The sequence below is a fragment of the Acidaminococcus fermentans DSM 20731 genome, assembly GCF_000025305.1.
GTDB lineage: Bacteria > Bacillota > Negativicutes > Acidaminococcales > Acidaminococcaceae > Acidaminococcus > Acidaminococcus fermentans.
Map to the genome: position 1 here is coordinate 420,112 of NC_013740.1, position 22,849 is coordinate 442,960.

Annotated in this window: 23 protein-coding genes; 19 read left to right on the plus strand and 4 right to left on the minus strand. The window is 58.7% G+C overall.

Annotation, left to right across the window (positions count from 1 at the left end):
* Positions 1 to 6 precede the first annotated feature (6 nt).
* From hslO to rny, 4 genes are all read left to right on the plus strand, one after another.
* Positions 7 to 867: an Hsp33 family molecular chaperone HslO gene (gene hslO, locus ACFER_RS01890; protein ID WP_012937753.1), complete on the plus strand. Its 861-nt coding sequence runs from the start codon at positions 7 to 9 to the stop codon at positions 865 to 867.
* Between the two features lie 59 nt (positions 868 to 926).
* Complete coding sequence (gene recA, locus ACFER_RS01895; RefSeq protein WP_012937754.1) at positions 927 to 2,015, plus strand: recombinase RecA; 1,089 nt, start codon at positions 927 to 929, stop codon at positions 2,013 to 2,015.
* Positions 2,005 to 2,502, plus strand: coding sequence for a regulatory protein RecX (locus ACFER_RS01900; protein ID WP_012937755.1), 498 nt, complete (start codon positions 2,005 to 2,007; stop codon positions 2,500 to 2,502). Before recA ends, ACFER_RS01900 begins: the two co-directional genes overlap by 11 nt.
* 240 nt (positions 2,503 to 2,742) lie before the next feature.
* On the plus strand, positions 2,743 to 4,272 hold the full coding sequence (gene rny / locus ACFER_RS01905) for a ribonuclease Y (protein ID WP_012937756.1): 1,530 nt from the start codon (positions 2,743 to 2,745) through the stop codon (positions 4,270 to 4,272).
* A 134-nt stretch (positions 4,273 to 4,406) separates the two neighbouring features.
* Here the strand turns inward: rny and ACFER_RS01910 are convergent, their stop codons facing one another.
* The gene (locus ACFER_RS01910) at positions 4,407 to 4,967 is read right to left on the minus strand and encodes an ECF transporter S component (RefSeq protein WP_012937757.1); all 561 of its coding nucleotides are present in this window, start codon (positions 4,965 to 4,967) and stop codon (positions 4,407 to 4,409) included.
* A gap of 168 nt (positions 4,968 to 5,135) precedes the next feature.
* Between ACFER_RS01910 and ACFER_RS01915 the strand changes: the two genes are divergently transcribed.
* The 8 genes from ACFER_RS01915 (at position 5,136) to ACFER_RS01945 (ending at position 11,616) form a co-directional block, all read left to right on the plus strand.
* Positions 5,136 to 5,726 (plus strand): hydrolase, encoded by a 591-nt coding sequence (locus tag ACFER_RS01915; RefSeq protein ID WP_012937758.1) that lies wholly within the window; start codon positions 5,136 to 5,138, stop codon positions 5,724 to 5,726.
* Positions 5,727 to 5,816: 90 nt separating this feature from the next.
* The gene (gene udp, locus ACFER_RS01920; protein WP_012937759.1) at positions 5,817 to 6,617 is read left to right on the plus strand and encodes a uridine phosphorylase; all 801 of its coding nucleotides are present in this window, start codon (positions 5,817 to 5,819) and stop codon (positions 6,615 to 6,617) included.
* A complete protein-coding gene (locus tag ACFER_RS01925) occupies positions 6,614 to 7,834 on the plus strand; it encodes a phosphopentomutase (RefSeq protein WP_012937760.1) in 1,221 nt (406 codons plus the stop codon). Before udp ends, ACFER_RS01925 begins: the two co-directional genes overlap by 4 nt.
* 1 nt (position 7,835) lies before the next feature.
* On the plus strand, positions 7,836 to 8,447 hold the full coding sequence (locus ACFER_RS01930; protein WP_012937761.1) for a hypothetical protein: 612 nt from the start codon (positions 7,836 to 7,838) through the stop codon (positions 8,445 to 8,447).
* A 34-nt stretch (positions 8,448 to 8,481) separates the two neighbouring features.
* Positions 8,482 to 9,267 carry a ZIP family metal transporter gene (locus tag ACFER_RS01935; protein WP_012937762.1) on the plus strand — a complete coding sequence of 262 codons (786 nt, stop codon included), beginning with the start codon at positions 8,482 to 8,484 and terminating at the stop codon, positions 9,265 to 9,267.
* A 158-nt stretch (positions 9,268 to 9,425) separates the two neighbouring features.
* On the plus strand, positions 9,426 to 11,063 hold the full coding sequence (gene hcp, locus ACFER_RS01940) for a hydroxylamine reductase (RefSeq protein WP_012937763.1): 1,638 nt from the start codon (positions 9,426 to 9,428) through the stop codon (positions 11,061 to 11,063).
* Position 11,064: 1 nt separating this feature from the next.
* A complete protein-coding gene (locus tag ACFER_RS11510; protein ID WP_012937764.1) occupies positions 11,065 to 11,226 on the plus strand; it encodes a hypothetical protein in 162 nt (53 codons plus the stop codon).
* Positions 11,227 to 11,244: 18 nt separating this feature from the next.
* Positions 11,245 to 11,616: a DUF488 domain-containing protein gene (locus ACFER_RS01945; protein WP_012937765.1), complete on the plus strand. Its 372-nt coding sequence runs from the start codon at positions 11,245 to 11,247 to the stop codon at positions 11,614 to 11,616.
* A gap of 29 nt (positions 11,617 to 11,645) precedes the next feature.
* Here the strand turns inward: ACFER_RS01945 and ACFER_RS01950 are convergent, their stop codons facing one another.
* Positions 11,646 to 12,482, minus strand: coding sequence for an alpha/beta hydrolase family protein (locus tag ACFER_RS01950; RefSeq protein ID WP_012937766.1), 837 nt, complete (start codon positions 12,480 to 12,482; stop codon positions 11,646 to 11,648).
* A complete protein-coding gene (locus ACFER_RS01955) occupies positions 12,472 to 13,761 on the minus strand; it encodes a dicarboxylate/amino acid:cation symporter (RefSeq protein WP_012937767.1) in 1,290 nt (429 codons plus the stop codon). The genes ACFER_RS01950 and ACFER_RS01955 overlap by 11 nt, the downstream gene beginning before the upstream one ends.
* Positions 13,762 to 13,988: 227 nt before the next feature.
* Here ACFER_RS01955 and ACFER_RS01960 point away from each other — a divergent pair, with 227 nt between their 5' ends.
* Positions 13,989 to 14,786, plus strand: coding sequence for an MBL fold metallo-hydrolase (locus ACFER_RS01960; RefSeq protein WP_012937768.1), 798 nt, complete (start codon positions 13,989 to 13,991; stop codon positions 14,784 to 14,786).
* Here ACFER_RS01960 and ACFER_RS01965 read toward each other — a convergent pair.
* A complete protein-coding gene (locus ACFER_RS01965) occupies positions 14,747 to 15,700 on the minus strand; it encodes a LysR family transcriptional regulator (protein ID WP_012937769.1) in 954 nt (317 codons plus the stop codon). The genes ACFER_RS01960 and ACFER_RS01965 overlap by 40 nt on opposite strands.
* A gap of 807 nt (positions 15,701 to 16,507) precedes the next feature.
* On the opposite strand from ACFER_RS01965, the gene ACFER_RS01970 reads away from it, so the two are divergent.
* The 6 genes from ACFER_RS01970 to tsaA all read left to right on the plus strand — a co-directional run bounded on the left by ACFER_RS01970 (position 16,508) and on the right by tsaA (position 22,629).
* On the plus strand, positions 16,508 to 17,086 hold the full coding sequence (locus ACFER_RS01970) for a biotin transporter BioY (protein WP_012937770.1): 579 nt from the start codon (positions 16,508 to 16,510) through the stop codon (positions 17,084 to 17,086).
* 1 nt (position 17,087) lies between these two features.
* Positions 17,088 to 18,296, plus strand: a complete 1,209-nt coding sequence (locus ACFER_RS01975; RefSeq protein ID WP_012937771.1) for a thiolase family protein — start codon at positions 17,088 to 17,090, stop codon at positions 18,294 to 18,296.
* 16 nt (positions 18,297 to 18,312) lie between these two features.
* On the plus strand, positions 18,313 to 19,629 hold the full coding sequence (locus ACFER_RS01980) for an AMP-binding protein (protein WP_012937772.1): 1,317 nt from the start codon (positions 18,313 to 18,315) through the stop codon (positions 19,627 to 19,629).
* A gap of 99 nt (positions 19,630 to 19,728) precedes the next feature.
* Positions 19,729 to 21,129, plus strand: coding sequence for a hypothetical protein (locus ACFER_RS01985; RefSeq protein WP_012937773.1), 1,401 nt, complete (start codon positions 19,729 to 19,731; stop codon positions 21,127 to 21,129).
* Positions 21,130 to 21,289: 160 nt separating this feature from the next.
* Complete coding sequence (locus ACFER_RS01990; RefSeq protein ID WP_012937774.1) at positions 21,290 to 21,931, plus strand: YSC84-related protein; 642 nt, start codon at positions 21,290 to 21,292, stop codon at positions 21,929 to 21,931.
* Positions 21,928 to 22,629 (plus strand): tRNA (N6-threonylcarbamoyladenosine(37)-N6)-methyltransferase TrmO, encoded by a 702-nt coding sequence (tsaA, locus tag ACFER_RS01995; protein WP_012937775.1) that lies wholly within the window; start codon positions 21,928 to 21,930, stop codon positions 22,627 to 22,629. Before ACFER_RS01990 ends, tsaA begins: the two co-directional genes overlap by 4 nt.
* Positions 22,630 to 22,849 lie beyond the last annotated feature (220 nt).

Consider the following 22,849-nt stretch of genomic DNA (forward strand, 5'->3'; position numbering starts at 1 on the left):
GTGCCTATGGAAGACGTGTTAGTCAAGGCCACTGCCGGGGATGCCCGGATCTATGCCGTGACCACCACCCATCTGACCCAGCACATGAACGAGATCCATCACTGTACCCCTCTGGCAGCGGCGGCCCTGGGCCGTACCGCTGCCGGGGCCCTGCTGCTGGCCGCCACCATGAAGGCCGGGGAAGCGGTGACGGTCCGGTTCAAGGGGGATGGCCCCCTGGGCCAGGTGATGGCCGATGCCCGGGATTATCAGGTCCGGGGCTTTGTGATGCATCCGGAAGTGATGCTGCCGCCGAAAAACGGCAAGCTGGACGTGGGCGGCGGCGTGGGCCACTATGGGGTGGTCACCGTGACCCGGTGCCCTCTCCAGGGAGAACCTTTCACCGGGGTTTCCACCCTGAAAAGCGGGGAAATCGCAGCGGATCTCACCCGGTACCTGGCGGTGTCCGAACAGACTCCCTCCAGTGTGGCCCTGGGCGTGCTCATTGAAAAAGACGGGTCCGTGGCTGTTTCCGGCGGGTACTTCGTCCAGCTGCTGCCGGATGCTTCGGAAGAAACCATCAAGACCCTGGAAGACAATATCCTGACCCTTCCCTATGTGACGGAGCTGCTCCAGACCGGTCTGGATGCGGAAGGGATGATCCGGAAGGTGGCCAAGGGGCTGCCGGTGGAAATCCTGGAATCCCATCCTGTTTCCTTCCACTGCGGCTGCAGCCGGGAAAAGGTGGCCGGGATGCTCTGCGGTCTGCCTCAGAAAGACTTTGAAGAGATCCTCCAGGATCCCCAGACCGAAGTCCACTGCCAGTACTGCAACAAATCCTACGTATTCACCCAGCAGGAACTGAAAGATCTCCCCAGAAAAGCTTGACTTTACGAACAAACGTTTATATACTAGATAGAGCAACTGTGGTACAAGGAGATGACAACATGAGTTTGGATGCGGAGAAAAATAAAGCGCTGGATGCGGCCCTGAAACAGATCGAAAAGGATTTCGGCAAGGGATCTATCATGAAGCTGGGAGCCGCCAGCGCCAAAATGAATATTGAAACCATTCCCACCGGGGCCCTGTCCCTGGATATTGCACTGGGGGTCGGGGGGATTCCCCGGGGCCGGATCATTGAGATCTACGGACCGGAATCTTCCGGGAAGACCACCGTGGCCCTGCACATGATCGCCGAAGCCCAGAAACGGGGCGGCTATGCGGCTTTCATCGATGCGGAACACGCCCTGGATCCGGAATATGCCCGGCACCTGGGAGTGGACATCGACAACCTGCTGATTTCCCAGCCGGATACTGGGGAACAGGCTCTGGAAATCTGTGACGCCCTGGTGCGCAGCGGTGCCATCGACATCATCGTCATCGACTCGGTGGCGGCCCTGGTGCCCAAAGCGGAAATCGAAGGGGATATGGGGGATTCCCATGTGGGCCTCCAGGCCCGGCTCATGAGCCAGGCCCTGCGGAAACTCACCGGGGTCATTGCCAAATCCCGGACGGCGACGGTGTTCATCAACCAGATCCGTGAAAAAGTAGGGGTCATGTTCGGAAATCCGGAAGTGACCACCGGGGGCCGTGCCCTGAAGTTCTACTCCACCATCCGGATGGATGTGCGCCGGGTGGAAAGCCTGAAGAGCGGCAACGACATCATCGGGAACCACACCCGGGTGAAAGTGGTGAAGAACAAGGTGGCGCCTCCCTTCAAACAGGCGGAATTCGACATTATGTACGGGGAAGGGATTTCCCACGAAGGCTGTCTGGTGGATCTGGGGGTCCAGTACAACATCCTGAACAAGAGTGGTGCCTGGTATTCCTACGGAGACCAGCGGATCGGTCAGGGACGGGAAAATACCAAGACCTTCCTGAAGGAACATCCGGATATGGCCGCAGAAGTGGAAGCCCGGATCCGGGCGGCTGCCGGCCTGCCGGCGGACGGAAAACCGGTGCCGGTCCAGGAAACGGCCCAGGAACCGGACGGACTGGTGATGACTCCGGAAACGGATGGAGACCATGTGGAGTAAATCCAAAAAATCCCTGACCACCCATGCGGAAGCCTACAATTACTGCCTGGACAAACTGGCCCTCCGGGACCACAGCACCCGGGAACTGCGGCAGAAGCTGGGGGAACGGGGCTGCCCGGAAGAACTCCAGGACCAGGTGATCCAGAAGCTGGCGGACCATCATTTTGTGGATGATTTTCGCTGTGCCCATTCGGTGCTGGACGCCTGGCGCCGGAAAAAGTTTTACGGGAAGCAGTACCTGCGGCTGATGCTTACCCGGCGGTGCCTGTCCGGGGAAGAGGCCCGGGACGCGCTGGGAGACGTGACGGAAGAGGAAGAAACCCAACGGGCCCTGGCCCTGGCGGAAGCCCAGGGGGAAAAAATCCGGCGGAAATATCCGGAAGATCACCGGAAAGCCAAGGCCGCTCTGGCAAGGATGTTGGCCAGCCGGGGCTTCGGCAGCGGCGCCATAGCCAGCGCACTGGAAGATTTTTCAAAGGATTTATAGGAACCCGCAGCCCGGGTTCCCTCCACTGGCTAGAGACTGGGGACTAGTGACTAGAGACTAAAAAGGGGCTGTTGCCCAGGCAACAGCCCCTTTTTATTGACACCTCTGTGAAAATACTATAAAATATTTCTGTCCAATCGTGTTCATTGGGTGTTAAGGCGACCTCGGGTTGCCTTATTTATTGTATGAGTAGGGTTTGATGAAAAATACGCAAAAGAGGAGGTGCTCATCATAGATCCCATGAGTGTAGTTATTGCTGTAGTCCTTTGTTTATTAGGCGTTGGAGGCGGATATCTGGCTCGTAAAAACGTAGCAGAAGGCAAAATCGGTTCCGCAGAAGAGACTGCCAAACAGATCCTGGAAGAAGCAAAAAAAGCAGGCGATGCCAAAAAGAAGGAAGCGCTGCTGGAAGCCAAGGAAGAAATCCACCGTCTCCGGTCCGAAATGGAACGGGAAAACAAGGAAAGAAGAGCAGAGCTCAGTAAAAATGAACGGCGTCTGGTCCAGAAGGAAGAAAACGTCGACAAAAAGATGGATGCTTATGAAAAGAAGGAAGAAAAACTTCTGGAACAAAGCAACCGCCTGCGGGAAGCCCAGGCCAAAGTCGATGCCCTGTATGACCAGCAGATGGTGGAACTGGAACGGATTTCCGGGCTCACCAGCGAAGAAGCCAAACAGGAATTGCTGGACAATGTGCGGGAAGAAGTCAAACATGACAAAGCCCGCCTGATCAAGGAAATGGAACAGGAAGCCAAGGATACCGCGGACCAGAAGGCCCGGGAAATCATCTCTCTGGCCATCCAGCGGTGTGCGGCGGATCAGGTGGCGGAAACCACGGTTACGGTAGTGCCCCTGCCCAACGATGAAATGAAGGGCCGGATCATCGGCCGGGAAGGCCGGAACATCCGGACCCTGGAAACCCTGACCGGCATCGACCTGATCATCGACGATACGCCGGAAGCGGTGATCATTTCCGGCTTCGACCCTGTGCGCCGGGAAGTGGCCCGGATCGCCCTGGAGAAGCTGATCAACGACGGCCGGATCCATCCGGCCAGGATCGAGGAAATGGTGGAAAAAGCCCAGAAGGAACTGGATCAGAAGATCAAGGAAGCCGGGGAACAGGCCACCTTCGAGGTGGGTGTCCATGGCATCCATCCGGAACTGATCAAGCTGCTGGGCCGGCTGAAATACCGGACCAGCTACGGGCAGAATGTGCTGAAGCATTCCACGGAAGTGGCTCATCTGGCCGGCCTGATGGCCGCCGAACTGGGCGTGGACGTGAACTCGGCCAAGCGGGCCGGGCTGCTCCACGACATCGGCAAGGCCGTGGACCACGAAGTGGAAGGGTCCCATGTGGACCTGGGGGCGGAAGTGGCCAAACGGTATCACGAATCCGATATCGTGATCAACACCATCATGTCCCACCACGGGGACTGCGAACCCACGTCCGTCCAGGCCGTGCTGGTTTCTGCCGCCGACGCCATTTCGGCTGCCCGTCCGGGAGCCCGTCGGGAAACCCTGGAAACGTATCTGAAACGGCTGACACGATTGGAAGAAATTGCCGAATCCTTCGACGGCGTGGAAAAATGCTATGCCGTCCAGGCCGGTCGGGAAATCCGGATCATGGTGAAACCGGAAAAGGTGGACGACGATGCCGCCACTATCCTGGCCCACGATGTGGCCAAGAAGATCGAAGAGGATATGGAATATCCGGGACAGATCAAAGTGGTCATCGTACGGGAAACCAGAGCGGTGGATTACGCAAAGTAAGACAAAAAGGCGCTGTGAAAAAATCATTCACAGCGCCTTAAATTTGCCAGCGTAAGCTGGCTTCCATCGGCTGGAGACTAGTGACTAGAGACTAGTGACGGGGATGTGAAAATCATTTTTTCACATCCCCTTTTTTATATCCGGATGCTTTTTTCTGCAACCTTGTACAGGATTACCGTCAGCACCACGGACACCACATTGCTTACGGCCATGCTTACGGCGCAGTTGAGGGCGCTTATGTAGGCAATCTGCCGGGGCATCCCCAGGATGAAGAACTTGAAGCTGAACCGGATCAGGGGTTCGGTGACCACGTTGACCACGGAACCGAAAACGGCCGCCAGGGCTGCGGCCCGGAGCCGGGCTCTGTCATCGGTCTGCCGGTCCAGATGGCACAGGTGCTGAGCGGCCCAGGCGGTGGACCAGCCCAGGAGGAACTTGGCCAGGAAGGTGGGGGGCGCGGAGGTGGTGTATCCGGCCAGCAGATCTGCCAGGGCCAGGCCGATGGCCCCGGAAAGGGCTCCGTATTTTGCTCCCAGCACCAGGGCGGACAGCAGGATGAAGGCGTGGCCTACGTAGATTTTCCCGGTGAGCCCCAGGCCCATGGGGATTTCGATCCGGAGATAGGAAAAGCAGGCGAAGGCCAGAGCGGCGAACATCCCTGCCAGGGTCAGTTTTTTGATTTTTTGTTCCTGCATGGGTATCAACTCCTTACAGCCCTCTATTATAGTGGGGGAACCGGTGTATGGAAATGCACAGTTTGAACGATTTTGTGCAAAAAATGTGCTTCTTTTGAAAAGATTTGTTTCTCCTTCTGATTTCCTTGTGGTATACTGGGGATAATGACACGGGAAGGAGAGACAGAAATGCCGAATACAAGAGAAGAAGCATGGGAACTGCTGAAGGAATACAACCAGGAACCCTTCCATCTCCAGCATGGGCTGACGGTGGAAGGCTGCCTGCGCTATTTTGCCCGGGAACTGGGCTATGGAGAGGAAGAGGATTTCTGGGGCCTGGTGGGGTTGCTCCACGATCTGGACTTTGAAAAGTATCCGGAACAGCACTGCCGGAAGGAAGCGGAGATCCTGAAGGAAAAGGGCTGGGACGACCGGCTGATCCATGCGGTGGCCAGTCACGGCTGGCCCCGGTGCAGCGATGTGGAACCCAAAGAGGAAATGGAAAAGGTCCTCTATGCGGTGGACGAACTGTCCGGGCTCATCGGGGCAGCGGCCCTTATGCGGCCCAGCAAAAGCGTCCAGGATATGGAAGTGAAATCCCTGAAGAAGAAGTTCAAGGACAAACACTTTGCCGCCGGCTGCAGCCGGGACGTGATCCAGCAGGGGGCGGACCTGCTGGGCTGGGATCTGAACAAACTTTTTGAACAGAGCATCCTGGCCATGCGGTCCTGTGAAGAAAGCGTACGGGAAACCATGGAAAAGGAAGAAGGAAAGGCCTGAGGGCTGAAAAACGGGGGAGCGGGACCTTGAACAGGGGTCCTGCTCTTTCGTATAATAGGAGAAAAGAGCACTGTAACAGGAAGTGATACCATGGATCATCATTATGCGGAACCTCATGAAGTGATGTACCACACCCAGCTGTCCCGGGAAATGCTGATGGGGGCGGATACGGCCCTGCTGCCGGGAGATCCCGGCCGGGTCCGGTCCCTGGCGGAAGCCATGGGTCCCACGGTGGATCTCACCAGCCACCGGGAATACACCAGCTGCCTGACCCAGGTCCAGAACCGGCCGGTACTGGTGTGCTCCACCGGCATGGGCGGCCCTTCCACCGCCATCTGCCTGGAAGAACTGGCCCGGCTGGGCATCAAACGGGTGATCCGGGTGGGGACCACCGGTTCCATCCAGGAAGGGCTGGAACTGGGGGATGTGGTGATCATCAAGGCCGCCGTACGGCTGGAGGGAACCAGTGCCCACTATGCCCCCCTGGAATTCCCGGCAGTGGCGGATTTTGAGCTGACCCAGCTGCTGGCCTATGCGGCCCTGGTGGAAAGTGTGCCCCATCAGGTGGGCATCTGCTGCAGTTCCGATACGTTCTGGCCCGGCCAGGAACGGTATGACAGCTTTACCGGCTATGTGCTCCGCCGGTTCCAGGGGAGCATGAAGGAATGGCAGCAGCTGGGCGTCACCAACTATGAAATGGAAACAGCCACCGTGTTCGTCACCGCCCAGGCACTGGGGCTGCAGGCAGCCAGCCTGTGCGGAGTGGTGGCCAAACGGACGGAAAGTGAAAGCATTGCCTCGCCGGAAATCTACCGGCTGGCGGAGAACCGGTTCCAGACCATTGTCCGCCGGGCATTGAACGAATTGCTGGCAAGGGAGGGAAAAAAATGAAACGCAGCATCATCCTGATGATGGATTCTTTTGGCATCGGCGGCGCGGAAGACGCCGGACGGTTCGGAGACCAGGGAGCGGATACCCTGGGGCACATTGCCCGCTGGTTCGGGAAAGAACGGGCCAAGGACCCGTCCGCCCCGCTGCTGGCCCTGCCCAATCTGGCCCGATACGGGCTGGAACGGGCCCATGAAATGAGTACCGGACAGAAACTGGCGGTATCCATCGGGGCCGCGGAGCCCCTGGAAGGGGCTTACACCTATGCCCGGGAAGTGAGCAGCGGCAAGGATACCCTCAGTGGCCACTGGGAACTGACCGGGGTGCCGGTGATGTTCGACTGGGGCTATTTCCCGGACAAACCCCACTGTTTTCCCCCGGACATCATCGACGGGCTGATCCGGGAAGGCCATCTCCCCGGAGTGCTGGGAGAAAAGCATGCCTCCGGCACGGTGATCATCCAGGAACTGGGGGAGGAACACATGCGCACCGGCAAGCCCATTGTGTATACGTCGGCGGATTCGGTGCTCCAGATTGCCGCCCATGAAAAGACCTTCGGCCTGGAGAACCTGTACAAACTCTGTGAAATCGCCTACAAACTGGTCCAGCCCTACCACATCGCCCGGGTCATCGCCCGTCCCTTTGTGGGAGAAAAGGCCGGGGAATTCACCCGCACCGGCAACCGGCACGATTATGCCGTGCCGGCCCCGGAAAAGACCCTGCTGGATGAGGTGTATGAAAAGGCCGGAGGGGTCTATGCAGTGGGGAAAATTGCCGATATCTTCGCTCACCGGGGTATTACCCGGGCCTGGCATGCCACCGGTCTGGATGTACTTTTCGATGCCACACTGGAGGCCCTGGAGGCTGCCGGGGACGGGAGCCTGATTTTCACCAACTTTGTGGATTTCGATTCCACCTACGGCCACCGGCGGGATGCCAAAGGCTACGGGGAAGGGCTCATGACCATCGACCGGAGACTGCCGGAACTGGCGGCCCGGCTCCAGCCCGGAGATCTGGTGCTGGTCACCGCGGATCATGGCTGCGATCCCACCTGGAAGGGAACGGATCATACCCGGGAACACGTGCCCATGCTGTTCTTTGGTCCCGGAGTCAGACCGGGGGCCCTGCAGCCCATGGATACCTATGGTGATGGGGGACAGATCCTGGCCCGCCATCTGGGGCTGGAACTGACCCGGGGAAAAGCCCAGGAGGTGTATTGAAATGAAAAGGATAAGAAACCTGCTGCTGACCCTCTGTTTCCTCCTGGGAGGACTGTTCCTGCTGGTGCCGGCGGAAGCAGCGGGGACGGCGGGAAGGGAACCTCTGGCCCGGAAAAACATCGCCTTTGTGGTCTATGACCATACGGGAGAGGCCACGGCTTCCATGAAGGAAGTGTGGAAGCGCCAGGTGCGCCAGGCCTATCCCCGGTCCCAGTTCGCCTTCCTGCCCGATCCCCAGGCGGCGGAAGGGGCCAACGAAGTACTGACCCAGTTCGGGGGAGACGGATATCCCATCGCAAAGGAGGTGATGGAGAAAATCGCGGACCGGACCGGCGCCGATGTGGTGGGGATCCTGGTGGTCCGGGCCATGGACGAATTCTACATCCAGCCCCTGTTCTACGGCGGCTGGGATGACGACGGACCGGATACCCTGCTGCGGGTGATTTCCGGGGCGGACATGTACCTGTACCGGAAGGATACGGGGAAATACATGAAGAAGAAGCTCCGGAAGGTGGAAACCACCGATGTGGCCCTGGCGGTCCATCCGGAAAAAGAGATCCAGTACGCCCTCAGCAACCTGGCCATGACCATGGAGGGCAAGGAACTCATTTGAGTTCTTTGGGACTCACTAAAAAGGAGGTGACCCATTGATCAGTGCAGATGTCTGGAAGGGGATCCTGATTCCCTTTCTTGGGACCAGCCTGGGAGCCGGCTGTGTCTATTTCATGAAAGAACAGCTCCACCGGAATGTCCAGCGGGGACTGACCGGTTTTGCCGCCGGGGTCATGGTGGCGGCCTCTATCTGGAGCCTTTTGATCCCGGCCCTGGAAGAAAGTGCGGCCCTGGGGCATTTCGCCTTTGTGCCGGCGGTGGTGGGATTCTGGGCCGGAATCCTGTTCCTGCTGCTGCTGGATGTGGCGATCCCCCATCTCCACATGAACACCGATGAACCGGAAGGACCCCGGAGCCATCTGGGCCGGACCACCATGATGCTGCTGGCGGTGACCCTCCACAACATCCCGGAAGGAATGGCGGTGGGGATGATCTACGCCGGGTTCGTCACGGATCCGGGTTCCATTTCCCTGGGCAGTGCCATTGCCCTGTCCCTGGGGATCGCCATCCAGAATTTTCCGGAAGGGGCCATCATTTCCCTGCCCCTCCGGGCGGCGGGGATGAACCGGCACAAGGCTTTTGCCGGCGGGGTACTGTCCGGCATCGTGGAACCCCTTGCGGCCCTGGGGACCATCCTGGCCTCCAGCATCATCGGGCACCTGCTGCCCTATTTCCTCAGCTTTGCCGCAGGGGCCATGCTCTATGTGGTGGTGGAGGAAATGATCCCGGAAATGTCCGAAGGAGAACATTCCAACATCGGCGTGCTCACCTTTGCCCTGGGGTTCACCGTGATGATGACCCTGGACGTGGCACTGGGGTAAAGGGGCAGCAGCCGGAAATGCGGTTTCCCCGCTGCTCCGTAATTTTTTAAGTATGTTGTTCAAACAACGGATTGTTTTTTTATACCGGACTATAATAGAGCCATCGAGTGAAGAAAACAACCTGCGAGAGTTTCAATCAGAAAAGGGGAGTTATACAAATGGAAAACAAGATGTTCTGCTATCAATGTCAGGAAACCGCCGGCTGCAAAGGCTGCACCATCGTGGGTGTCTGCGGCAAGAAGCCGGAAGTGGCTGCTATGCAGGATCTGCTGATCTACGTGACCAAGGGTCTGTCTGCTGTGACCACCGCTCTGCGGGCTGCCGGAAAGAACGTTGACCGCAACGTGAACCATCTGGTGACTGTCAACCTGTTCACCACCATCACCAACGCCAACTTCGATCGGGAAGCCATCATCGACCGGATCAAAGATACCCTGAAAGTGAAAGCTGACCTGCTGGCTCAGCTGGGTGACACCGCTGACCTGCTGGAAGCTGCTCTGTGGAACGGCGCTGAAGCAGAATTCGATGCCAAAGCCAAGACCGTGGGCGTACTGGCTACCGAAAACGAAGACATCCGTTCCCTGCGGGAACTGATCACCTACGGCCTGAAAGGTCTGTCTGCCTACAGCAAACATGCCAACGTACTGGCCCAGGACGACGAAGAAGTGGATGCTTTCATCCAACGCGCTCTGGCTGCTACCCTGGATGATACCAAATCCGTGGACGACCTGGTTGCCCTGACTCTGGAAACCGGTAAATACGGCGTACAGGGCATGGCTCTGCTGGACAAAGCCAACACCACGGCTTACGGCAACCCTGAAATTACCACTGTGGACATCGGCGTGCGCAAGAACCCGGGCATCCTGATTTCCGGTCACGACCTGAAAGACCTGGAAATGCTGCTGGATCAGACCCAGGGCACTGGCGTGGATGTATACACCCATTCCGAAATGCTGCCGGCTCATTACTATCCTTTCTTCAAGAAATACAAGAACTTCGCCGGCAACTATGGCAACGCCTGGTGGAAACAGAAGGAAGAATTCGAAAGCTTCAACGGCCCCATCCTGATGACCACCAACTGCATCGTTCCTCCGAAAGACAGCTACAAGAACCGTCTGTGGACCACCGGTGCTGCCGGCTATCCTGGCTGCAACCATGTAGCTGCTGACGAAAACGGGCACAAGGACTTCAGCGCCCTGATCGAACAGGCCAAGACCTGCCCGGCTCCTACTGAAATCGAAACCGGTTCCATCGTGGGCGGCTTCGCTCATGAACAGGTCTTCGCCCTGGCTGACAAAGTGGTCGACGCTGTGAAATCCGGCGCCATCAAGAAGTTCGTGGTCATGGCTGGCTGCGACGGCCGTATGAAGAGCCGTGAATACTACACGGAATTTGCCAAAGCTCTGCCGAAGGATACCGTCATCCTGACCGCCGGCTGCGCCAAATACAAATACAACAAACTGAACCTGGGCGACATCGGTGGCATTCCCCGTGTCCTGGATGCCGGTCAGTGCAATGACTCTTACTCCCTGGCTTTGATCGCTCTGAAACTGAAGGAGGTCTTCGGTCTGAAAGACATCAACGACCTGCCTCTGGTATTCAACATTGCCTGGTACGAACAGAAAGCTGTCATCGTGCTGCTGGCCCTGCTGTACCTGGGTGTGAAGAACATTCATCTGGGACCCACCCTGCCGGCCTTCCTGAGCCCGAACGTGGCCAACGTCCTGGTGAAGAACTTCGGCATCGCTGGTATCGGCACGGTGGAAGACGACATGAAACTGTTCTTCGGTGCCTAATATGATTAAACTGTACGATCCGGACACCTGCCCGTGCAAGAATTTCGACTGCCCCCGGTATAAGGACTGTGAACCCTGCATCGAGTTCCATCACAATTCCGACCGCTACCCTCTGACGGCCTGTGAACAGGTGGCCGAAAAGGAAAAACGGCAGGCGAAATAACAGAAAGAAGGCTTTTCCATGGGAAAGCTGCAAGTGAAACGGATTTATGAAGCTCCGGAAGAAACGGACGGCAGCCGGGTCCTGGTGGACCAGCTGTGGCCCCGGGGCATCAAGAAGGAAAAGGCAGAGCTGACCGCCTGGGAGAAAGCCATCGCTCCCACGAATGAACTGCGGAAGGCGTTCGGCCATGATCCGGAAAAGTTCCCGGCCTTCGCCCAGAAGTATGAGGACGAGCTGGAAAAGAGTCCGGAAAGTGGTGCCTTTCTGGAAAAAATAAAATCGTTCCTGGAGACCGGCAACGTAACGCTTCTCTATGGTGCCAAAGATCCGGAACACAACAATGCGGTGGTCCTGAAAGAGTGGATCGAAAAAAAGAGTGCTGCGCAATGAGCGCGGCACTCTTTTTTGATGCCCCGGAATCAGTCTACCACGACTTCCTGGATCCATTGGCCCATGGTCCGGATGAGCTCCAGACGGGCGTTGTCCAGGCCGTGGTTGGTATCCAGCAGCACTTTTTTATGATGGCTTTGGGTGGGCATGGCTTCCAGCTCTTGCCACAGGGGCTCGATCATCCATTCCGGCGGAGCCACCGTGTCCCGGCGGCCGCCGATGAGCAGCAGGTTCCGGTCCTGGAACCGGTGGGCATTGGCGGTAAAGCTCCATTCGCTGGCGTGCTCCACACTGTCCTGCCACAGGTCTTCGAACCGGCCCACATGGAGCACAGCGGCGGCTTCCTCGAAGGCAGTCTTCAGGTCCTGGTGGGGGATGTGCTCCAGTCCGGCCTGGTGGTCGTAGGGACAGAAGGCGATGACGCCCCGCAGGAACGGCAGGTAGCGGGCAGCGTTCAGTACCGTGTTGCCCCCGTTGGAATGGCCGGCCAGGAAGATGTTCTTCGGGTCGATGTCATAGGCTTTCGCCACCTCTTCCCGGGCCCAGCGGGCCAGGGCAATGGCATCTTCGATACAGTGGGAGAAGGAATAGATCCCCTCGCTGCCCCAGGCACCCCGGTGGTAGGGCCGGATCACCACACAGCCCATCCGGCGCAGACACTGGGCCAGGTCGTCATTGTTGTTGGTGCCCGGGATACCGTGGCACAGGATCACTGCCGGGTGGGGGGCATCATAGATCCCTGCCGGCAGGTAAATCTCTCCCAGCACCCGGTCCCCTTCGATGGGCAGGTCCAGTTCCAGGGAATCGGGCAGGGCGGCGTCACCCAGTTCCGGTTCTTCCAGCAGATAGCGGGCATCAATTTTCATGGACGAGAGCTTCCTTTCCGGGCAGATTTCCGTTGAGATTCTTTTTATACCAGTCTTTGCCGTAGAAAATGCGGCTGATCATCATGGACACCACCGTATCGCCGCAGGAGTTCAGCAGGGTGCACCCGGGGTCGAACAGCTCGATGACCATGAGCAGGATGGGGAACGCACTTTCCGGCAGGTGGAACACGGAGACGATCATGGTTTCACCGGCTGCACCACCACCGGGTACGGAGGAGGTGGCTACGGATGCGCACACGCCCAGGAACAGGGCCAGGATGAAGTCGAAACCGGCCAGAGGATGGCCGAACAGAGCCGTGGCCAGCACTTCAGAGTACACCACGGCGATGCAGGCACCGTCCATGTGGCAGGTGGCACCCATGGAAACCACCACGGAAGAAATCTCCCGGGGCACGCCCAGCTTGTCGCAGGCTTCCATCTGCAGAGGGATGGTGGCGGCGGAGGAACGGGTACCCAGGGCGGTCAGGGCCGGAGCCAGGATGACCTTGAAGTAGTTCCGAACGCCCCAGCTGCCGGCGGCCAGCCAGGCGTAGAAGCCCAGGAACACGAAGAAGTAGACGAACACCACGGTGTAGAACACGGCCATGGCGCTTCCGTACGTCTTCAGCAGATCCACCCCGTAGGTACCGGTAAGATCCGCAAAATAGGCACCCAGACCGATGGGAGCCGCCTTCATGAGGATGGCCACCATTTTATAGCAGATCAGGCTCATGGCGTTCATCCAGTCCACCACCGGTTTGGCCGCTTCCCCGATCATGGAAACGCAGATGCCGAAGAAAATGGTCAGGATGATCAGCGGCAGCACGTGGAACCGGGAAATCAAAAGGGGCAGATCCCCCACCGTCAGGGTGTTGACGATCTGGTCCGCGATGGTCACCGGTTTCCCGGCGGCGGCACCGGCGGCAGCTGTGGGCACACTAAAGGATGTGGGCACTCCGGTGAAGTGGGTCACCAGCAGGATCAGGCCACCGGAGATGGTGGCCGTGATGATGAAGATGATCAGGGTGTAGCCGATCATCTTCCCCACCTTGCCCGTATCCTTGGTGTTGGCGATGGAACCGGCGATGGAGAAGAAAATCAGAGGAACGATGAGGCAGAACAATAAGTTCAGGAAAATCTGGCCGATGGGCTTCAGGAACGCGGCCTTGGGCCCCAGTTGCAGTCCCAGGATGGCGCCCAGGACGCAGAACGTGATCAGGATGATGGGATCCCGGTAGTTGGCCAGTGTGGACCGGGATTTGCCGTTTGCGGCTGTCATACAAATCTCCCCCTTGTATAAAATGGATTATGAAGATATGAACAAATTATAGAACTTTACTAGGGTAAATTCAAGAATTTGTGAAAAATATGTACTGACAATCAAATGGTTGCGGACTGCATGGATTTCTGTTCTTTTCCTGCCAGCGCCTCTCCCTGTATAATGAACACAACGAAACGAACCAAAGAGCAAGTTGCCTTGAGAAGGCATTTTAGGAGGTAGATCATATGAAAATCGAACAGATCCGCAACGCAACCAATAAGATCCAATTCGGGGACAAAACATTCCTGCTTGACCCCTGGCTGGCGCCGCAGTATGGCATTGGCACGGTTGCTACCATTCCCGGCCATCCGTTTACGGTGCCGGATCCGGTGAAGGAGCAGATCCCTATGCCGTTATTCGGTCTGCCGGAATCAGTGGAATCCATCCTGGCCGGCGTGGACGCCTATATCCTGACCCATATCCATCCCGATCACATCGACATGGATATGGCCCAGGGGACCATCGGTGCTCCTCTGGACCACAGCCTGCCGATCTTCACCCAGGATGAAGCCGATGCGGCGGTCCTGCGGAAATCCGGCTTTACGGATGTCCGTCTGCTGACGGCAGAAGGCGTCTCTTTCGGGAACGTGACGCTGCATCGCGCTCCGGCCCGTCACGGTCTGGTCAAGGCATCCTGTGAAGCCTGCGGGGTGGTTTTCGAGGCAGCCGGCGAAAAGAAACTGTACGTCACCGGGGATACGGTCTGGTATCAGGGCGTCCAGGATACGCTGCTCCAATACAAGCCCGATGTGGTGACGCTGAACGCCTGTGCCGCGGAACTGGTGGGCTTCGGCCGTCTGATCATGGATGACGAAGATGTGGATTGCGTCCACCAGACTCTGCCGGAAGCGAAGCTCTTCCTCACGCACTTTGACAATGTATCCCATGCTTCCATTACCCGTATGGAAATGCGCGGCCGTCTGCAGAAGCGGGGCATCACCGATTACGATATGCCGGAAGACGGGGAGACTGTAGAATATTGAGCTCCTGGCCAGGCAATCTGATCTTTGCCATGGGCTGGGATCCAGTCCAGCAGAAATTGCCGGAACTGGCGGGCGCTTTTCCGGGGCAGGGTATTCTTCAAGGTGACCAGATAGAGCTCCGAGCCCGATTCGGAAGCGTCCAGGGGACGGACGGCGATGTCCGGGGCGGGATGCAGCAAATCCATATAGTCGTAACCGATGGAGATGACCCCTTCCTTCCGGATCAGGTCCAGAGCGATGGTTTCATCCGACGTTTCGGCAAAAATATCCACGGCGATGCCGGCACCCAGAATCTTTTCATCCATATGGGTGCGGAAACAGCGGTACGCCCGCCCCTTGCTGATGATTTTCTGACCTGCCAGATCCTGGTAGGTCAGTTTTTCTTTGCGTGCCAGCGGATGATCGGCGGCCATGCGGAAGCAGAAACGGGAATAGAACAGAGGGCCAGCGGTAAAACGGGTGCTGTCGATGGGACCGGTGGTGATGGCGAAATCGGCTTCCTGCGCAAGCAGGCCGTTGAGCGCTCCTGTATCCGTACTTTCCACCGTACTCAGGATCGTATGGGGGAACGCTTTCCGGAAATCCCGCAGGAAATCCGCAGACAGGTATTCCAGGACATGGTCCAGTGCATACAGGGTGACCACGTTCTGCTTCTGGCCGGCCAGGGTGTTCATGCCGGTGATGCACGCGTATTCGTCCAGCAGGTTCCGGGCATGGGGAATCAGAGAAAACGCAAAATCCGTAGGTTCCAGCCCCTTTTGGGAGCGGTGGAACAGCGGTGTCCCCAATTCGGTTTCCAGGTCCCGGATCATTTTGCTGACGCCCTGACGGGAGACAAAAAGCCGGTCCGCCGTCTTTTGCATGTTTTTTGTTTCGCAGCAATCGAGAAAATATTGCAGCTGTTTCTGGTTCATAACCATCCCTCCTGCCGTGCCGTATTTTCTCTATGATACCATAGTTACCGGGAAAGAGAGGGTGTTTCCACGCATTTTTGCACCCACCGGCCCATTCTTGGTTCACATAACAGGCATTGATTTTCATGGAAAGGCCTCCTCTTTGTTCAGATGCCTTGATTATACAATTTACGGAACGTCGGCAGGCTGCCCGACCGGAAAGATAGGGAGAAAATAAGGAACCATTTGCGTTAACCTGCTTGCGAAAATAGTTGAACAGAAAGCAAAAATCTGCTACGCTTATACGTATTATGAGAGAAAACATGGATGGTTACATCAGGGGCCTGGGTGCGTTCCAGGGTCCCGCTTACGACAACAGCTATATCGGCCGGCTCCATTACCGGCGCTTCCAGCCGGCAGGACCGGAAACCCGGTTCACAGCCCGGTGCCGGCGGCAGCGGAAGAATTACCAGCAGCTGCTGGTGGAAGGCTGGGAACGGGGTGAACAGGTGGGCTGGCTCCAGGCGGAGCTGCTCTTTTTTGCCCAAAAGGTAAACCATAGCGAAAAAATAGGTTTACAAAAAGCAGAAGATGGAAGCCTGGAAGGCTATACCCCCTGGCGGAGTTTTTCGTCGGAGGAACTGCGGGCCTTTGCCCGGGTTACCGGAGACACGAATCCTATCCATCTGGGTGTGGTTCCGGTGGTCCAGGGGTTATTGCTGTGGCGGAGCCTGTTCGAACAGCTGGGAGAACCGGAGCGGTTCCATATGGCCTTTTACGTTCCCGTCCATGCGGGAAACATGATCTATATCAGGGAGGAAGAAAAGAATGAGCGAAATGAGAGAGAATTTGCATCCATCTGCGGCCGCAGTGACCGGCCAGCGGGAACAGGTACGGGTGATGACGGCCAGTGCGGTCTGTGTCGCGCTGCTGGCCGTCTCGGCGTACATTTCTTTTCCGCTGCCTTTTACACCGGCCATGGTGACGGCACTGACCATCATGGTGAACCTGGTGGCCTTTGTCATGAAACCAAAACAGGCAGGGATCATCCTGGGCATCTACCTGCTACTGGGGGCTGTGGGGGTGCCGGTGTTCGTGGGCGGTACGTCCGGGCTGATCAAATTGATCGGGCCTACCGGGGGCTTTAACCTGGGCTTTCTGGTGGCGGCCATCGCCATGAGCGCTGTGCGGGGCAACAGCCGTTCCTTCAAGAAACTGGTAGCCATCGGCATCTGCGTGGGCATGCCCATCATCTACATCGGCGGCTGCATCAGCATGTACGCGGTGGCCAAAGTGGGCGTGTGGAAGACTCTGGTCATGGCCGTGTTCCCCTTCCTGATCGGGGATACCCTGAAGGTGGTACTGGCTGCGTTCCTGGCCAACCGGCTGCAGCGGTACGGGTTCTGATATGGAGGGCCGTGACGTCTATCTGGTGGCCGGGCTGCGCAGCCACCTGGGATTACAGAATGGCATATTTAAGGAAGTTCCGCCGGAGAAGCTGGGCGCTGCCCTTCTCCGGCAGCTTTGCGTCCAGGTGCCGGTGGCCAGGGAGGCTCAGCTGGTCATTGGAGGCAACGCCGTGGGCAGTGGCGGCAACCTGATGCGGCTCATGGCCCTGACGGCCGGACTGCCAGCGGAACTGCCCGCCATGACCCTAGACATGCAGTGCGCTTCCGCCCTGGGAGCCCTATCCCTGGCCTGGGGGCAGATCGCCAGCGGTCAGCTGGAGCTGGTGCTGTGCGGGGGCGTGGAATCGTCCTCCCTGCAGCCCCGACGGGTGTACCAGCCCTGGGACAGCCGGTACACTCCGGAAGGATATATGACCGCCCAGTTTTCTCCGGATACCCACAGCCCCCGGGCCATGCTGGAAGGGGCGGAACGGACGGCCCAGGTGTACGGGGTTTCCCGGGAGGAACTGGACCGGTGGGCGGTACGCAGCCACCGGAAGGCGGCGGAAGCCTGGGAGGAAGGACGGCTGGAACCCTGGGTGGTGTCCCTGTTCGGCAGTACCCGGGATGAAAGCATCCGGCCCCGGATGAACGGACGGCTGGCCCGGCGGATGCCCACCCTGTTCACCCGGGAGGAAACGGAAATCCTGCTGACCCCGGAAGAAGCGAAACTGGCGGGGGACGGCACCCCCACCTTGACCGCGGCCAATGCCTGCCTGACCCAGGACGGGGCGGCGTTCCTGGTGCTGGCCTCCGGAGAAAAACTGGCGGAGTGGCGCCGGGCAGGAAAGCCGGTGCGCCCTCTGGCCCGGATCCTCCACTGCACGGCGGCAGGGGTGGATCCCCGGTTCAGTCCCCTGGGAGCCCTGGCAGTGGGGGAAAAGCTGCTGGAAGAAACCGGCCTGCCGGTGGAGGCCATCGATGATTTTGAATACAATGAAGCCTTTGCCGTGATCTCCGCCCTGTTTGCCCGGCATTACCCCACCTGTACGGACCGATACCTGCCCTTGGGGGGTGCTCTGGCCTACGGCCATCCCTATGGGTGCAGTGGAGCCGTGCTGGTGCTCCATGCTCTGGCAGCCCTGGAGGGCCAGGAAGGAAAGAAAGCCCTGTGCGCCATTGCCGGTGCCGGGGGAACGGGAGCCGGGGTGCTCCTGGAAACGCTGTAGCAGAAAGAAGAAAAAAATGGATTATGCAAAAATACTGGAACAATGGGCCCGGATCCAGCCGGACAAACCCTGTCTGGTGGAAGAGGGACGGACCCTGACCTATGGCCGGATGGCCGCCCTGGCCCGGGCATACGGGAAAAAACTGGAAGGGCTGGAAATCCCCCGGCAGACGGTGCTGATCGTCCGTCAGGAACCGGCGGACCAGCTGGCCGCCTTTCTGGGGGCGGAACAGGCGGGCTGGGTGCCGGTGCTGGGACATCCGGATCTGTCCCTGGAAGGAGCGGAGGAACTGGCCCGGGTGCGGCAGATCGGCTGGATCGATGACGGGAACCTGCGGCCCGGCTGTGGGGACGCACCGGTGCCGGCACCGGAGTGGTGCATGGGAGTTCTGAGCAGCGGCTCTACCGGTCTTCCCAAGCTGATGTTCCGGACCTGGGAAAGCTGGGGGGATTTCTTTCCGGAACAGGACAGGAAATTCCAGGTGGACCGGGATACCCTGGGCTTTGCGGAAGGCAGCATGAGCTTTACCGGAAACCTGAATGTGTGGGCCCAGCTCCTCCATGCCGGAGCCACCCTGGTGCTGGCCACGAGCCTTCGGAGCACCCGCTGGCGGGCCCTGCTGGACCGGTATCCGGTGACCCTGCTGTACCTGGTGCCGGTGAAGCTGAAGCTGCTGCTCCAGGTACTGGAAAAGGAGTATCCGTCTTTAAAAATGGTACTGGCCGGTTCCCAGCTGCTGGATGCGGAAACGGCCCGGGCCCTGAAAAAGCATTTTCCCCGGAGCCAGATCCTGCTGTATTACGGAGCCAGCGAACTGGATTACATCACCTGGCTCACCTATGAGGAACTGCTGGCCCATCCCCAGAGCGTGGGAAAGCCCTGTCCCGGGGTGAAGGTGGAGATCCGGGAGGGAATGATTTACATCGATACGCCTTACCGGGTAGACGGCATGCCCCGGCCCTGCACCCTGGAAGACATGGGATATTTCGACCGGGATGGGTATCTGATCTTCCAGGGACGGCGGGGGCAGGTGGTCAACAAGGGCGGCCTCACCGTCAGCTGCAGCCGGGTGGAACAGGCCCTGATGAAGGTCCCCGGAGTCCGGGATGCCTGCGTGGTGCCCATCCGGGACAAAGAGCGGGGAGAAGACCTGGGAGCGGCGGTGGTGCTGGAACCGGGCATCCCCCTGGCCCAGGTGCGGAAAGCGCTCCGGAAGAACCTGCTTCCGGGAGAGATCCCCGGCCAGTGGAAGACATGGGAAGCCCTGCCCCTCAGCGGGGTGGGGAAGGTGGACTGCAGGAAGGTGAGGGATAATCTGGAGTCGGGAGTCTGAAGTCTGAAGTCGTGACAAAAAGGTGCCATCGTTTACGGTGGCACCCTTTTGCGTTATACTATACTATGTAGAAGTCTATACAGGAAAGTAGGGATTCCCATGAAAAGTTCAAAAATTTTAACTCTGGCCATTATGGCCTCTTTACTGTCCAGTCCCTGTGCCTGGGCAGCCCATAAGACTGGGGCAGCTGCGGATGCCAAACCGGCCGCCCAGACAGAAACGGTAAAACCGGCCAAGACGGAAAAGACTGCCGCAGCCACGGAAATGGCTGCCGAAACAGCGGCTGAACCTCTGCCGGCGGACAGCTACAGTGCCGCCAAGGTGGTCAGCGGAGAAAAGACCGCCCTGGCGGACAGCTATGCGGCACTGGTAGCGGACGAAAGCGCCCTGCTGGTGAAGAACGGGGCGGAGGTGACACTGTCCCACGGGGCCATTACCAAAAGCGGCGCCACCACCGATGTGCTGGGGAGCAAATTCCACGGCCAGAATGCCGCCGTGCTGGCCGCAGATGGGGCCCTCTCCATGGATGGCTGCACCATCCGCACGGAAGCGGACGGGGCCAATGCGGTGTTCGCCACCGGCGCCAAGGGCAGCGTGAAGCTCCACGATTCCAACATCCGGACCACTGGCGCTTCCTCCCGGGGTCTGGACGCCACCGAAGGGGGCAAGATCACCGCGGACAACATCAACATCGGCACCGCCGGGATCCGTTCCGCCGCCCTGGCCACGGAACCCTCCGGTGCCAGCGTCACCGTGAGCAAGAGTACCATCAACACCTCCGGGGAAGGATCCCCTCTCATCTATTCCAAAGGCTCCATCAAAGTCAGCGAAGCCAAGGGTACGGCCGGTGCCAGTGAAATCGCCGTGGTGGAAGGGAACAATGCCATCCATCTGGAATATGTGGACCTGTCCGGCAACGGAACCCATGGGGTGATGCTCTACCAGAACAAGTCCCGGGACAACGGCGCTGACGGCAAGGGCCTGGGCCGGTTCTCCGCCAAAGGTTCCGCTCTCCGGAGCCTGAAGGAAGGCCCCCTGTTCTATGTGACCAACACGGCGGCCCGGATCTATTCGGAAATGACCACCATGCAGTATCTGGGGGGCACCCTGATCCGGGTGGAAGCCAACCAGTTTGGAGATGCCGGCTCCAACGGCGGCGACCTGACCTTCATGGCCAACAACCAGGGGCTCTATGGCAATGTGTCCGCTGACGGAAGCAGCACCATCATGATGGATCTCCAGAACGGCAGCCACTGGTCCGGGGCCATCAACACGGACAATTCCGCCAAAAAGATCGATGTGAACCTGGACGCTTCCTCCAGCTGGTCCCTGACGGCTGACTGTCATGTGGATGGCTTTACCGACGGGACCACGGCCCTGACCAACCTGAAAGGCAACGGCCATACCCTGTTCTACAACAGCAGCAACGCCGCCAACGCCTGGCTGGGAGGCAAGACCTACGAGCTCCAGGGCGGCGGGTATCTGAAGCCGAATAAATAATTCAATAAGAAGTCAGAGCGGCCACGCTGTGGCCTTTGAGATGTCAGATAGCAGCGAGTTGACAGAAAGTCAGACGGTCGGTTTTCTGGAACAAGCTGGCTTCTGACATCTTTGAGCCCGTCAGGGCGGTCTGACATCTTACCAGGATGAGGTGATCTCTATGAAAAAAGCAAGAACGATGGCAGCAACGCTGCTGGCCACACTCACCTTGAGTGCCACGGCGTTGGGAGCGGTACCGGCGGTGGTGCAGGCTGCTGCCGGGACGCAGCCTGCAGCGGCGGCCACGGTGACCAAAGAGGACAAGGAACGGGCGGAACTGCGGACCAAGACCTATAAGGCCCTGCTGGACTTGTACCAGAAGAAGCCCAACTCCCGGAAGGCCATCCAGAACGCCTTCGGCTATGCGGTGTTCGTGGATACCAGCTACAGCCTGGGAATCCTGGGTGGGGGCCATGGCCGGGGTAGGGCCATCAACCAGCACAGCGGCCGGGAAGTATTCATGAAAATGGGTGAGATGAAAGTGGGCCTGGGCCTGGGGGTCCGGCAGTCCAACATCATCTTCGTGTTCGGCAATGAAGACGCCTTCAATTCCTTCATCACCAAAGGCTGGTCCTTTGGGGGCGAAGCGGTGGCCGCCGCCGGAGACGGGGTCAGCGGGGATGCCCTGGAAGGCTCCTTCCAGGTGGCCCCCGGCATGTGGATGTACCAGGTGACCACCAAGGGCCTGGCTGCGGATCTTACGGTGAAAGGCACCCGGTTCTACGTGGACAAGGACCTGAACGTGGATACGGTGGTGAAATGACGGAACCGCAGCATCCGGAAGAAGGCCTGCTGACGATCCGCCCGGTGGCCTGGTACCGGGGCCTGCTGCCGGAGAAATTCGGCCTGCCCCGGCAGAGCGGTCTGGTGCCGGATCTGGCCGGACGGGTGGAAATGGCAGAAGGATTCCGGCAGCGGGAAGCCCTCCGGGGACTGGAAGGGTTCTCCCATGTGTGGCTGGTCTGGGGCTTTTCCCGGAATCACACCTGGTCCACCACCGTGCGGCCGCCCCGGCTGGGGGGCAATACCCGGCTGGGGGTGTTCGCCACCCGGTCCCCTTTCCGGCCCAACCCTCTGGGGCTTTCCCTGGTGGAACTGGAAAAGGTGGTCTGGGATGGCCCCCATGGTCCGGAACTGCAGGTGAAGGGGGCGGACCTGATGGACGGCACGCCCATTTACGACATCAAGCCCTATGTGCCCTACGCCGATGCCCGGCCAGAGGCCCGGAGCGGTTTTGCCCAGGGAGCGGACGGCACCCTGGAAGTCCAGTGCCCGCCGGACCTTCTGGCCAGACTGCCGGAAGACCAGCGGGCTGCCCTGCTGGGGGTCCTGGCCCAGGATCCAAGGCCCCATTACCAGAACGATCCGGACCGGATCTACGGCATGGCCTTTGGAGAATGGAATGTAAAGTTCCAGGTGGAACAGGGAATGGTACGGGTCATTGGTTTGGAAAAAGGATGAGGAAGGGGGCTGTTGCCATGCAACAGCCTCTTTTTTGTCAGCTGACCGTTGACCGTTGACAGGGGGTGTGAAAGCTATTTTTTCACACCCCCTTTTCTTTTTAAGAAAAACGCAGCCCATATTTACAATTAAAATCTGAATGTTGAAATTGTGTAAGAAAAAGGTATATAATTTTGACTAAAGAGTCTATACACATGCTGACTGTCGAAGGGACAGCAGT